At 66.8% G+C, this 12,402-nt stretch carries 9 protein-coding genes and 1 pseudogene; 4 read left to right on the forward strand and 6 right to left on the reverse strand.

What is annotated here, in order from left to right; genetic code table 11:
• Both G5A07_RS22250 and G5A07_RS14840 read left to right on the forward strand, forming a co-directional pair.
• Positions 1-341 (forward strand): annotated as a pseudogene (locus G5A07_RS22250) (hypothetical protein); the annotation flags it as partial.
• A 13-nt stretch (positions 342-354) separates the two neighbouring features.
• Entirely contained in the window at positions 355-873 is a 519-nt protein-coding gene (locus G5A07_RS14840; RefSeq protein WP_191863512.1) for a hypothetical protein, read from the forward strand.
• Positions 874-919: 46 nt separating this feature from the next.
• On the opposite strand, the gene G5A07_RS14845 is transcribed toward G5A07_RS14840, so the two are convergent.
• Positions 920-3,031, reverse strand: a complete 2,112-nt coding sequence (locus G5A07_RS14845; RefSeq protein WP_191863513.1) for a TonB-dependent receptor — start codon at positions 3,029-3,031, stop codon at positions 920-922.
• A gap of 192 nt (positions 3,032-3,223) precedes the next feature.
• The gene (locus tag G5A07_RS14850) at positions 3,224-4,660 is read right to left on the reverse strand and encodes a serine hydrolase domain-containing protein (protein WP_191863514.1); all 1,437 of its coding nucleotides are present in this window, start codon (positions 4,658-4,660) and stop codon (positions 3,224-3,226) included.
• A gap of 190 nt (positions 4,661-4,850) precedes the next feature.
• On the opposite strand from G5A07_RS14850, the gene G5A07_RS14855 reads away from it, so the two are divergent.
• Positions 4,851-5,519: a GAD-like domain-containing protein gene (locus tag G5A07_RS14855; protein WP_049455447.1), complete on the forward strand. Its 669-nt coding sequence runs from the start codon at positions 4,851-4,853 to the stop codon at positions 5,517-5,519.
• Positions 5,520-5,665: 146 nt separating this feature from the next.
• Here G5A07_RS14855 and hutU read toward each other — a convergent pair whose 3' ends face one another.
• The 4 genes from hutU to hutI are packed head-to-tail and all read right to left on the reverse strand — an operon-like array spanning position 5,666 to position 10,942.
• Positions 5,666-7,333 (reverse strand): urocanate hydratase, encoded by a 1,668-nt coding sequence (gene hutU / locus G5A07_RS14860; protein WP_010480532.1) that lies wholly within the window; start codon positions 7,331-7,333, stop codon positions 5,666-5,668.
• Positions 7,330-8,184, reverse strand: coding sequence for an N-formylglutamate deformylase (gene hutG, locus G5A07_RS14865; protein WP_019337290.1), 855 nt, complete (start codon positions 8,182-8,184; stop codon positions 7,330-7,332). The genes hutU and hutG overlap by 4 nt, the downstream gene beginning before the upstream one ends.
• The gene (gene hutH / locus G5A07_RS14870; RefSeq protein ID WP_191863515.1) at positions 8,181-9,722 is read right to left on the reverse strand and encodes a histidine ammonia-lyase; all 1,542 of its coding nucleotides are present in this window, start codon (positions 9,720-9,722) and stop codon (positions 8,181-8,183) included. The genes hutG and hutH overlap by 4 nt, the downstream gene beginning before the upstream one ends.
• Positions 9,719-10,942, reverse strand: coding sequence for an imidazolonepropionase (gene hutI, locus G5A07_RS14875; protein WP_191863516.1), 1,224 nt, complete (start codon positions 10,940-10,942; stop codon positions 9,719-9,721). The genes hutH and hutI overlap by 4 nt, the downstream gene beginning before the upstream one ends.
• A 67-nt stretch (positions 10,943-11,009) precedes the next feature.
• On the opposite strand from hutI, the gene G5A07_RS14880 reads away from it, so the two are divergent.
• Positions 11,010-12,380 carry a formimidoylglutamate deiminase gene (locus G5A07_RS14880; RefSeq protein WP_191863517.1) on the forward strand — a complete coding sequence of 457 codons (1,371 nt, stop codon included), beginning with the start codon at positions 11,010-11,012 and terminating at the stop codon, positions 12,378-12,380.
• Positions 12,381-12,402 lie beyond the last annotated feature (22 nt).

Below are 12,402 nucleotides of genomic sequence, written 5' to 3' on the forward strand. Positions count from 1 at the left end.
CCCCTCCACCCCCGCCAGTGCCCGCGGCCGCATTGGCCGGTGCGCAGCGGATGGACGGCGCGGGGCTTCGAGCGCTGCGGGAGCAGGGGTGCGGGGCAACGGTGCATGGGCCGACTCGGACATACGACCACGTCGCCTATCTGACCCGGCCTGTTTTCAGCGTCGATGGGCAGTGGGCTATGATTGCGGTCGCCTGGGATTCGTGTTCCGACGATTTCGTCTACCGGGAGCTTGTCGTGCTGCATCGGGAACAAGGACGCTGGATGGCCGAACCCCCGGAACGGGGTCTGGGCGGCGTATGGGACGGCCGCATACTGCGGCCCTGGACGTACAACCACTGACGAGGAAGAGCGCATGGATGTCGCTGCACGCAAGAACAGGACGTTGTTTCGTTGGATCATGGTGACGCTGCTGGCGGTGTTGTTGCCGTTTGCAGCGCTGGCGCAGCCCGCAGCCGGGCAGGCCGATGGCGCCGAAGCCGCCACTGCCGCGGAAGAGGCCCAATGCCGCGCCTGCAGCTATGAGCGTATCGGGCCCAAGGTCGATATCGGACTGGTTGCACTGGTATCGCTGCTGGTGGTGGGTCTGCTGATCGCAGCGTCGCGGGAATGGGGCACCACGTCGCAGCGCTGGACCTGCCGCACGCTGGCTCTGCTGCTGGTGGGCATCGGCCTGGCGTTGCTGTGGTGGGCTGGCAGCGTCGTCTACCTGGGCTACAACCCGTGGCAGGACATGGCCCCCCCCGGCGATGGTTCGCTTACCTCGACACTGCTCAACACCTCACCGAAGTGGCTGGCGGCGCTGGTGTTGATTGGTTTCGCGCCTTCCATCTGGAAGCGCAGCGAACGCCTGCCGGCCTGGCGCATCGGCTGACCCTGGAACGACGGCGCCGGGTCAGACCCGGCGCCGCCTGCGGCCATCAGTCAAAGCGCCAGCGCACGCCCGCATAGACGCCACGGCCTTCGCCTGGCGTCGAGCGCGCGACATCCTTGCCGGCGTCGTCGTAGCCCGGCGTGACCGTGGCGGCGTAGTGGCGGTTGCCGATGTTGCGCATCTCCGCCCAGGCCTGCCAGCGACCACCGGGTGCCTCGTAGCCGATGCGGCTGCCGAAGATCACGTGGCTGTCGGCCCAGTAGCTGTTGGCGTAGTCCACCGCGATGCGCGAGGCGTATTCGGTGTTCAGCGCGGCGTACAGGCCGGAGGCATGATCGAAGCGCAGCTCGGCCTGGTAGCTGTGGCGCGGCAGGCCCGGCAGGCGGTTGCTGCCGAAGCGCGCATCGTGGCGGTAACCGAAATCACTGAAGGTGTACGCCTGGCGCAACGACAGGCGCCCCGGCGCGGCCTGCCACAGTGTGCTGTCCAATCCGGCTTCGATGCCACGGTGCACGGTGGGGCTGGCGTTGTTCTCTGCGATGAACAGGTTCGGTACCGGCTGCAGCTCCACGCTCAACAATTCATGGTTCACGTGGGCGTAGTAGCCGGTCAGTTCCCAGCGACCCAGCGCCGCGTCACCGCGCGCGCCCAGTTCCAGCGTGGTGACGGTCTGGTTCTGCATCGGCACCGGCGCGCGCTGGCGGCCGGTAGACGGGCCATTGCCCGGCCCGAAGTACTGGTTCGAGCCCCAGATCATCGACCACGGGTGCGGCGCCTCCACCGAACGGCTGAGGTTGCCGAACCACTGCGTCTGCGCGCTGTGCTGCCAGGTGAAGCCCAGTCGCGGCGCGTAGTCCCAGTCGTGGTCGCGCAGGCGGCCGCCGCTGCTCGGCCAGGTCACCTGCACGTCGCGGCGGGTGCTGATCAGTGCCAGCCCGGTCTGCATGCGCAGGCGGTCGTTGAAGGTGAGGGTATTGCCGACGTGCAGCGTGCTGTCGGTGCCGTGGTGGCGGAAGTCACGCGTGCGCGTACCGGCGGCATAGCCGTTGCTGGCAAAGCGCAGCGACTCGCGCACATCGGCGTCCAGATCGTGGGTGACGCGCAGACCGATCGTGGTTTGGCTGTCCAGGCCGAACAGCCGGTGGCGGTGGTGGTAGTCCAGCGTGGCGTTGAGGTTGGCGTAGTCCAGCTGCTGGCGGTACAGGCTCTCGTTCAAGTCCATCGGATACGTGTGGTAGACCAGCCCGGCCTGCAGCGAAGAATCCTCGTCGATCTGCAGCGTGGTGACATTGCCCACCCAGGTACTGCCCGGCTGCGGGCGGCGCGCATCGATGGCCAGGTTGGCCGCGTTTGCCGCATGCGGATCGTTGCGGATCTGATCGCGGGTCAGGCGGCCGGGCGTTTCATGATTGGTTTCGCGGTAGCGCACGAAAAAGCGCGTCTGCAGATCGGGGGTGATCTGCCAGCCGATGTTGGCCATCGCGCCCTTGCCGTCGCCGCGCGCATGGCGCTGATAACCATCGAACTCGGTATCGGTATAGGCCAGGAAGTAATCGACATCGCCACTGACGCCGCCCCAGCTGATGCCGTGCTTCTGGTAGCCACGGCTACCCGCTTCGTAGTGCAGCTGCACGCCGGCCGAATCACGGCCGCTGCGGCTTACATAGTCGATGGCACCGCCCAGCGCCAGCGCGCCGCGCTCGAAACCATTGGCGCCCCGCAGCACTTCCACGCGTGACAGCCACAGCGGTTCGAGCAGCTCGTAGGGCGTGCCGCCCGGTCCGGTCAGCGGCAGCCCGTCGATCGAAACTGCAATACCAGACGCATGGGCACCCGGGCCACGGTTGATGCCCGAACCGCGGATCGAGATCTTGGTGCCCTCGTTGCCCGGCGACTGCGCGCTGATGCCGGGCTGGGAGGCCAGCACATCGGCGCTGCTGGAAAGGCGGCTGTCGGCCTTGGCCACGTCGATGACGTTGCTGGCGCCGGGTACACGCTTCAGTGCCTCGCGCGCCTGGGCACTGGCATCAGCGGCAGCGGTGACCTGCACGGCATCCAGCGTGGTGGCCTGCGGGGCCGCAGCGGCGGTGGAAGCTAGGCCGAGGGAAACGGCCAGGAACAGCAGTGATGGGGTGGGGCGGTACGGCGAGAGCGACATGCGGAAATGCTGTAAACCACGAAAGTGGCTCGCAAGTTAACAGGTCGGCGCCGTCACGTCACCCGTCGCTCGCGTATGGCCGCCCGCAACATCCATGTAGAGCCGAGCCCATGCTCGGCTATGCGCGCAGCGCGGGTCTCCTGCGATCGCAACGAAGAGCAGCCAAGCATGGGCTCGGCTCTACAGCAGGGTTTAGGGCGAGGGCTTCGCCAGCGCCTTGGCCTTCGCATACAGCCGATCAGCCGCTTCCCTTTCGCCCAATGCCGCATGGCACTCGGCCAGGCTGTCCCACGCGTTGGCCGAATCCGGATACAGCTCGGTGTTGAGCATGAACACCTTCAACGCTCTACGTGCACCAAGGCTCTCGCGAATGGCATAGCCATCGGCATTGATCGCGCGCTCCAGTTCGCCGGTGGGAACGCCATTACTGTCGCGCAGCCAGCTACGCATCTGCGTTTTCGCATCGGTGCTGTCATCCAGCGCATACGCGATCAGCCGCTCGGACAGCACCGCATGCGGAAACTCCTGCGGCGCGGCGACCGCCATCGTGCTCTCCACTAGCGTGCTGGACCAGACATTGCGGGCGCTGCCGTTGGTCAGGTACACGAACACCCAGTAGCCGCTGGCCAGCGTGCCCTTGTAGGCCAGCCGCGCACGTACACGGGTGCCGCCATCGTGACCGACCTGGGTGTAGCCGTCGCTGCGGGTGGTGTCCCAGCCGGTGGAGAAGAAACTGCTGCCGCCACCGCTCAGTTTCTGCGGCTGCCAGAGCTTTTCCAGGGTCGCCGTGCGTAGCAGCTTGCCGGTCGCCAGCGCCTGCAGGAAACGGTTCATGTCGCCTACGGTGGTCTGCAGATCGGCATGGCCCCAGCCGTAGTCCGGCCAGGGATCCTCATTGGCCGGTTGCAAGGTGCCGTCTTTGCCGATGTAGGCCACCGCCGCACGCTGCGCCGGCACGCTGGCCACGCCCCACGAGGTGCTGGCCATCTTCAAAGGCTGCAGGATGCGTTCGCGTGCGATGGCCGGGTAGGGCTTGCGATAGTGCGCTTCCAGCAACGCCGTCAGCACCAGGTAGTTCGCCTGGGTGTACTGCACGCGGCTGCCGGTGGCGAACTGCATCGGCGCCGCGCCGGCCACCTTCAGCGCAGCGGCAAGATCAGGCGCCACACCGGTGTAGCCCTTGCTGACCCAGCGGTTCTCCACCCGGTCGTAGTACTCGCCGATACCCGAGCTGTGGTTGAGGAAGTCGCGCACGTGGATTGCCTGCCATGCAGTCGGCAGGCCCGGAACATAGCGGCTTGCCGGCGCCTCCAGATCCACCTTGCCCTGATCGACCAATTGCATCACCAGCGTGCTGGTCAGCAGCTTGGCCATCGATTGCGCGGCGAAAATGGAATCGACGGTGGCCGGTGCGTGGGAGGCCGGGTCACGCTCGCCGCTGGCGCCCTGGTACAGCACCTGTCCGTTGTGGGCGACCAGCACCGCTTGCCCGGCGATGCCGTAGCGCTTGCGGTTGGTCTGCAGTTGGGCTTCGAGCTGTGAAGAGAGGCCGACGGGGAGCCCACGCGCAGAAGCGGGTGGAGCAGCGAACAGGGCGCAGAGCAATGCAGCAGCAAAGGTGCGGTACATCGCGGTGATCCATCAGCGGTGATGGCGCATGTTGCTCAGCGGCGGTCGACGGGTCAAGCGGAGGCGGGCGCCTATGTGAATGCGTGAATTTCCAATGGCCTGTCGTAAACAGCTCTTCGCGACGGATGAGGCACCAGATATAAGAACGCCTCAGTCCAAACCGACGAGATAGCCTTGCATGGGAGGGTTAATGGAGGAGGATGAGGATTTCGCGCTCTTCATCGAGAGCTTCGGAGAGGCAACTGAACACGATCCGGTGCCAGAGACCAGCTTCTCCAAGTGGACGGGCATCTTGCCCGAATCGCTCTTGAGCTATTGGCGTCGGGATGGATGGGCGAACTATGGCAACGGACGCCTGTGGACGGTGAATCCCGAGGACTACGACGGCCTGATGCGCGCGTGGTTGGCCGGTACTCCATTTACACAGATCGATACCTACCATGTGTTTGCCAGAAGCGGGTTTGGACGCCTCTACCTGTGCGGCGAAGCATCAGGTGCGGGCTTGAACATCGATCCAGTCAGCAGTGAAGTGTTTGCTCTTCAGAACTGTTTGAGGCCGAAGTCTCTTGCACGACAGGACGGTGGCATCAAGGCCTTCTTCGCCTGTGCGGAGCTCGACGATTTTGATCTGATGGATGGGGATGAAGAACTGCTCTTCGATAGGGCTGTGAACACTTGTGGGAACTTGCTGGCGGATGAGATGTTTGGCTTTGAGCCAGCGTTGGTTTGCGGCGGAGAATTCACCATTGAGAATGTGCGCAAGCTAAAGATTCAGCCGCACCTGCACATGCTCAGGGAGTTCGCCACACCTGCGTTTCCACGCTATGCGATTGATGTTAAACCGCTGGCCCGGAAGTGATCCGATCAAGTCGAATCATGTAGAGCCGAGCCCATGCTCGGCTGCCTTCCGGTCAGGCGTCGTGACCCTGGAAGCACTGAGCCGAGCATGGCTCGGCTCTACAGGTGCCTTGCGGTAGTGCCGGCCAGTGGCCGGCACCCCTGCGATCAGCCGAGAATCCCCGGCAGATCCAGCCCCTTCTCCTTCGCGCAGTCGATCGCGATCTCATAGCCCGCATCGGCATGGCGCATCACGCCGGTCGCCGGGTCGTTCCACAACACGCGGCCAATCCGCTTCGCCGCTGCCTCGGTGCCATCGCACACGATCACCATGCCGGCATGCTGCGAGAAGCCCATGCCCACGCCACCGCCGTGGTGCAGCGACACCCAGGTCGCGCCGCTGGCGGTGTTGAGCAGGGCGTTCAGCAGCGGCCAGTCGGAGACCGCATCGGAGCCGTCTGCCATCGCTTCGGTTTCGCGGTTCGGTGAAGCGACGCTGCCACTGTCCAGGTGGTCACGGCCGATCACCACCGGCGCCTTCAGTTCACCGTTGGCGACCATCTCGTTGAACGCCAGGCCCAGACGATCGCGGTCGCCCAGACCCACCCAGCAGATGCGCGCCGGCAGGCCCTGGAACTTGATCTTCTCGGCGGCCATGTCCAGCCAGCGGTGCAGGTGTGGGTTGTCCGGAATCAGCTCCTTCACCTTGGCATCGGTCTTGGCGATGTCTTCCGGGTCGCCACTCAGCGCCGCCCAGCGGAACGGGCCGATGCCACGGCAGAACAGCGGGCGGATATACGCGGGCACGAAACCCGGGAAATCGAAGGCATTGGCCACGCCTTCTTCCAGCGCCATCTGCCGCAGGTTGTTGCCGTAATCCACGGTGGGCACGCCCAGTGCGTGGAAGCCGAGCATGGCGCGGATGTGATTGGCCATCGAAGCACGCGCGGCCTTTTCCACCTCCTTCGGTGCAGAGACACGCTTCTCGTCCCATTGCTCGACGGTCCAGCCCTGCGGCAGGTAGCCGTTCACCGGGTCGTGCGCGGAGGTCTGGTCGGTCAGCAGGTCCGGCTTCACGCCGCGCTTGAGCAGTTCGGCCAGCACGTCGGCAACGTTGCCGAGCAGGCCCACCGACTTCGGCGTTCCGGCCTTGCACGACGCCTCGATCAGGCGCAGCGCTTCGTCAAGATTGTCGGTCCAGGTATCCAGATAGCCGGTGCGCAGGCGCATGTCGATGCTGCTCTTGCGGCACTCGACGGCCAGGCAGGAGGCGCCGGCCATCACGGCAGCCAGCGGCTGTGCACCGCCCATGCCGCCGAGGCCGCCGGTGAACAGCCACTTCCCGGTCAGGTCGCCACCGAAGTGCTGGCGGCCCATTTCCACGAAAGTCTCGTAGGTGCCCTGCACGATGCCCTGCGCGCCGATGTAGATCCAGCTGCCGGCGGTCATCTGGCCATACATGGCCAGGCCCTTCCTATCCAGCTCGTTGAAGTGGTCCCAGTTGGCCCAGCGCGGTACCAGGTTGGAATTGGCGATCAGCACGCGCGGTGCATCGGCATGGGTGCGGAACACACCCACCGGCTTGCCCGACTGCACCAGCAGGGTCTGGTCGTCGTCCAGGCGCTTGAGCGTTTCGACGATGGCATCGAAGCTCTCCCAGTCACGCGCGGCGCGGCCTATGCCGCCGTACACCACCAGCTCCTGCGGCCGCTCGGCCACGTCCGGGTGCAGGTTGTTCATCAGCATGCGCAACGGCGCTTCGGTCAGCCAGCTCTTGGCGTTGAGCGTGGTGCCGGTCGGCGCGGCGATGGTGCGGGACGGGTCGTTGCGGGTCATGCGGCGCTCCGGTTCGTAGCGAATTCAAGGCAGGCATTGAGCACCTGCGCCAGGGTGTGGCGCAGTGGTGCGGCGTGGTCGGGGTCGAGCGGGGTGGGCCAGCTGTGTTCGTCCACCTGGTCCGGCAGGGGTTCGTGCATGTAGCCACGGCAGGCCAGCTCCATCTGCAGGCTGTGCACGCCGCCGGCGATGTTGCTGTAGTGGCGGGTGATCCAGCCGCCCTTGAAGCGGCCGTTGCGCACCTGGCTCATGCCACTGATCTTCAGCAGGTTTTCCACAACATCGCTCAGGGCGTTGTCGCAGGACGTGTCGGGTGCGCCGGACGGCCCGGCGGTACCGAGGTTGAACTGCGGCAGCTCGCCATCGAACAGGTGCGGAATATGCGAGCGGATCGAATGCGCGTCGTACACCACCACCGTACCGTGCTGCGCGCGCAGGCGGGTGATCTGTGCGGCCAGCGCATCGTGGTAGGGCAGGAAATATGTGTCGCGGCGCCGCGCGATCTCGGCGTCATCCGGCTCGCGGCCCGCGTGGTACAGCGGCTGGTTGTCGAAGGTGGTCAGCGGGCACAGGCCGGTGGTGTTCTGGCCCGGGTACAGCGACACACCGCTGGGATCGCGGTTGAGGTCGATCACCGAACGTGAGATCGCCGAGCGAACCGTGGTCGCGCCCATGCCGCGCACGAAGTCGTACAGCTCATGCACCCACCAGTCGGCATCGCGGCGTGCCAGCCACGGCGAGTGGTAGTCGCCGATCAGGTCGTGCGGCAGCTCGCTGCCGGTATGCGGGAAGCTGACGATGAGGGGGGCGTCGCCCTCGTGCACCGTCAGCCAGTCGGGATGGGTATTCATGCCTGCGGTTCCACGGTTGGCAGCAGGTCGGTCAGGCCCTGCGCCAGCGCGCCACTGCGCACCAGATTCGTGGCGGTCACCATGTCCGGATGGAAGTAGCGGTCTTCTTCCAGCGTCGGCACCTGCGCACGCAGCGTGGCGCGCACGGTTTCCAGCGCGGCACTGGAGCGCAGCGGCGCATGGAAGTCGCAGCCCTGCGCCGCGGCCAGCAGTTCGATGCCGATCACGTTGGCCGCGTTCTCGGCCATCTGCATCAGGCGCCGCGCACCGTGTGCGGCCATCGACACGTGGTCTTCCTGGTTGGCCGAGGTCGGGATCGAATCAACACTGGCCGGGTAGGCGCGCTGCTTGTTTTCCGAGACCAGCGCAGCGGCAGTCACCTGCGGAATCATGAAGCCGGAATTCAGGCCCGGGCGTGGGGTCAGGAACGCCGGCAGGCCCGACAGCGCCGGGTCCACCAGCATTGCCAGGCGGCGCTCGCTGATCGAACCGATCTCGCACACCGCCATCGCCAGCATGTCGGCGGCAAAGGCGACTGGCTCGGCGTGGAAGTTGCCGCCAGACAGTGCTTCGCCGGTATCGGTGAACACCAGCGGGTTGTCGGACACGCCGTTGGCTTCGATTTCCAGGGTGGTCGCGGCCTGGCGCAGGATGTCCAGCGCCGCACCCATCACCTGCGGCTGGCAGCGCAGGCAGTACGGATCCTGCACGCGCACGTCGTTGTCACGGTGCGATTCGCGGATGCCTGAGCCCTGCATCAGCGCGCGGAGCGTGGCGGCGGTGGCGATCTGCCCGCGCTGGCCACGGATGGCATGGATGCGCGGATCGAACGGCGTGTCCGAACCCTTGGCCGCTTCCACCGACAACGCGCCGGTGACCAGTGCCGCCTGGAACACGGTTTCGATTTCGAACAGGCCGGCCAGCGCATAGGCGGTGGAGAACTGGGTGCCGTTGAGCAGGGCCAGACCTTCCTTTGCGCCCAGTTCGATCGGCTGCAGGCCGGCACGCGCCAGTGCGTCGGTTGCGGGCAGGCGTTCGTCACCGATGTAAGCTTCGCCCACGCCCAGCATCACGCTGGCCAGGTGCGAGAGCGGCGCGAGGTCGCCCGAGGCGCCGACCGAACCCTGCGCCGGCACTACCGGCAGCACGCCCCTGACCAGCATCGCTTCGAGCAGCCGCAGGGTTTCCTCGCGCACGCCGGAAGCGCCCTGCGCGAGGCTGACCAGCTTCAGCGCCATCATCAGCCGCACCACGCTGGCCGGCATCGGTTCGCCCACGCCAGCAGCGTGCGAGAGCACGATGTTCCGCTGTAGGGTGGCCAGGTCCTCGCGCTCGATGCGCACGCTGGCCAGCTTGCCGAAGCCGGTGTTGATGCCATACACCGGCGCACCCTTGGCGACGATGGCGGCGACTGCAGCAGCACTGGCGCGCACTACCGGCAGCGCGGCCGGATCCAGTGCCAGCGGCGCGCCGCGATAGACCTGCCGCCACTGGGCGAGAGTGACATGGCCGGGGCGAAGAACCAGGGTGTTGCTCATGTGTTGCTCCAGGAGGCAGGCAGGTCGGGCTGCCCGCGCACCACGCGCGCGTGCAGCGGGTTGAATCCAATGCGATAGACCAGGTCGGCGGGGGCGTCGATGTCCCAGATCGCCAGGTCGCAGTCCATGCCGACGGCCAGGCGGCCGATACGCTCGCCATGGCCCAGTGCGCGCGCCGCTTCACGGGTGAAGCCGGCGATGCATTCGTCCACGGTCAGGCGGAACAGGGTGGCGCCCATGTTCATCGCCAGCAGCGGGCTGGTCAGCGGCGAGGTGCCGGGGTTGCTGTCGGTGGCCAGCGCCAGCGGCACGCCCGCCGCGCGCAATGCAGCGATCGGCGGCAGGGTGGTATCGCGGGTGAAATAGAACGCGCCCGGCAGCAGCACAGAGACAGTGCCGGCCGCCGCCATCGCGGCGATGCCGGCGTCATCCAGATGTTCGATATGGTCGGCCGACAGCGCGCCGAAACCAGCGGCCAGTTCGGCGCCGTGCTGGTTGCTCAGCTGTTCGGCATGGATCTTCACCGCCAGCCCGTTCGCACGCGCCGCTTCGAAGACCTGGCGCGCCTGCGCGGGCGAGAAGGCGATGTTCTCGCAGAACACGTCCACCGCTTCGGCCAGGCCTTCGGCGGCAATGGCCGGAATCATCACCTCACACACCTCGTCGGTGTACTCCTGCGCCTCGCGGCCTGGCGGAATCGCGTGCGCGCCGAGGAAGGTGGTCACCACGTTGACCCGGCATTCCTCGCCCAATGCGCGTGCGACCTGCAACTGCTTGCGTTCGTCGGCCAGGGTCAGGCCGTAGCCGGACTTGATCTCGATCGTGGTCACGCCTTCGGCGCGCATCGCCAGCAGGCGCGGGCGGCTTTCGCTGGCCAGTTGCTCGGGTGTGGCGGCGCGGGTGGCACGCACGGTGGAGACGATGCCGCCGCCGGCACGGGCGATGTCGGCATAGCTGACGCCCTGCAGGCGCTGCTCGAATTCGTTGGCGCGGTTGCCGGCGTAGACCAGGTGGGTGTGGCAGTCGATCAGGCCCGGCGATATCCAGCGGCCCTCGCCGTCAATGCGGGTGGTCGGCTGCAGGTGGGCGTCGCTGCCGGCCGGGCCGACATGGACGATGCGGCCGTCGGCGCAGGCCAGCACGCCATCGCGGATGACACCCAGCCCCTCGCCGTCGAGGGTGATCAGGTGGACGTTGGACCAGAGGGTATCGACGTGCATGGCATCCACAACGCGGCTGTGCTTATATGTCTATACAATATAGGTGTCCATTTCGGGTTGTCCAGCCATGTCCGATTCGCGTTCCCCGCACTGTTTCCATGCCGCCCACGCGTTGCTGGCCGAGGGCTGGGCCCGTGATGTACGCCTGCAGGTTCAGGACGGCCGCATCACCGCGATCAGCACGGGGCAGGGCGCGCAGGACGGTGACACCCGCGTCGGCATCCTGGTGCCGGGCCTGCCCAACCTGCACAGCCACGCCTTCCAGCGCGGCATGGCCGGGCTGACCGAGATCGGCGGCGGTGACGGTGACAGCTTCTGGAGCTGGCGCGAACTGATGTACCGCTTCCTGGCCCATCTGCGCCCGGACGCGGTGCAGGCCATCGCCGCCCACGCCTACATGGAAATGCTGGAAAGCGGCTTCACCCGCGTCGGCGAATTCCACTACCTGCACCACGATGCAGACGGCCGCGCCTATGCCAACCGCGCCGAGATGAGTGCGCGGATCGCGGCGGCGGCCGATCAGACCGGCATCGGCCTGACCCTGCTGCCGGTGTTCTATGCGCATGCCGATTTCGGCGGGGCAGCGCCGAATCCCGCTCAGCGTCGCCTGATCCACGATGTGGACGGCTTCGCGCAGTTGCTGGATGCCGCCAAGCCGGCATTGGCCGCGCTGCCCGATGCGGTGCTCGGCATCGCACCGCACAGCCTGCGCGCGGTCACCGGCGAGGAACTGAACGCGCTGCTGCCGCTGACCGACGGCCCGGTGCACATCCATATCGCCGAGCAGGTGCGTGAAGTCGAGGCCTGCCTGGCGTGGAGCGGCCAGCGCCCGGTGCAGTGGCTGTACGACCACGCGCCGGTGGATGACCGCTGGTGCCTGGTGCATGCGACCCACATCACTGACGACGAACGTGCGGCCATCGTGGCCAGCCGCGCCGTGGCCGGTCTGTGCCCGATCACCGAAGCCAACCTGGGCGACGGTCTGTTCCCGATGCAGGCGTTCGCGCGCGAGGGTGGCCGTTTCGGAGTCGGCTCCGATTCCAACGTGCTGATCGATGCCGCCGAAGAACTGCGCCTGCTCGAATACGGCCAACGCCTGACCCTGCGTGGGCGCAATGTGCTGGCCCCGGACGCCACCCGCAGCACCGGCCGCTTCCTGTTCGAAGGCGCACTGCACGGTGGGTCGCAGGCGCTGGGCGTGGCCGCTGGCCTGCAGGTCGGTGCCAGTGCCGATCTGGTCGAACTGGACGCCGCGCACCCGGCGCTGCAGGCGCGACAGGATGACGCATGGCTTGACAGCTGGGTGTTCGCCGCACGTAATGGCGCGCTGCGATCGGTCTGGCGCCATGGCCGCCAATGCGTGGCCGAGGGCCGCCACCTGCAGCGCGAGGCGATCACCACCGCCTTCGCCGCCGCCCTGAAGGGCGTGCTGGGCTGATCGCCTCCGCCACCGGGACCCC

Origin of the sequence: Stenotrophomonas sp. AS012628 (assembly GCF_010608305.1) — a bacterium.
Lineage (GTDB): Bacteria > Pseudomonadota > Gammaproteobacteria > Xanthomonadales > Xanthomonadaceae > Stenotrophomonas > Stenotrophomonas geniculata.

What these genes read in the sequence shown, in the direction of transcription:
- G5A07_RS14840 (WP_191863512.1), top strand. Translation starts at nt 355, where the DNA reads ATGGATGTCGCTGCACGCAAGAACAGGACGTTGTTTCGTTGGATCATG.
- G5A07_RS14845 (WP_191863513.1), bottom strand. Translation starts at nt 3,031, where the DNA reads ATGTCGCTCTCGCCGTACCGCCCCACCCCATCACTGCTGTTCCTGGCC.
- G5A07_RS14850 (WP_191863514.1), bottom strand. Translation starts at nt 4,660, where the DNA reads ATGTACCGCACCTTTGCTGCTGCATTGCTCTGCGCCCTGTTCGCTGCT.
- G5A07_RS14855 (WP_049455447.1), top strand. Translation starts at nt 4,851, where the DNA reads ATGGAGGAGGATGAGGATTTCGCGCTCTTCATCGAGAGCTTCGGAGAG.
- hutU (WP_010480532.1), bottom strand. Translation starts at nt 7,333, where the DNA reads ATGACCCGCAACGACCCGTCCCGCACCATCGCCGCGCCGACCGGCACC.
- hutG (WP_019337290.1), bottom strand. Translation starts at nt 8,184, where the DNA reads ATGAATACCCATCCCGACTGGCTGACGGTGCACGAGGGCGACGCCCCC.
- hutH (WP_191863515.1), bottom strand. Translation starts at nt 9,722, where the DNA reads ATGAGCAACACCCTGGTTCTTCGCCCCGGCCATGTCACTCTCGCCCAG.
- hutI (WP_191863516.1), bottom strand. Translation starts at nt 10,942, where the DNA reads ATGCACGTCGATACCCTCTGGTCCAACGTCCACCTGATCACCCTCGAC.
- G5A07_RS14880 (WP_191863517.1), top strand. Translation starts at nt 11,010, where the DNA reads ATGTCCGATTCGCGTTCCCCGCACTGTTTCCATGCCGCCCACGCGTTG.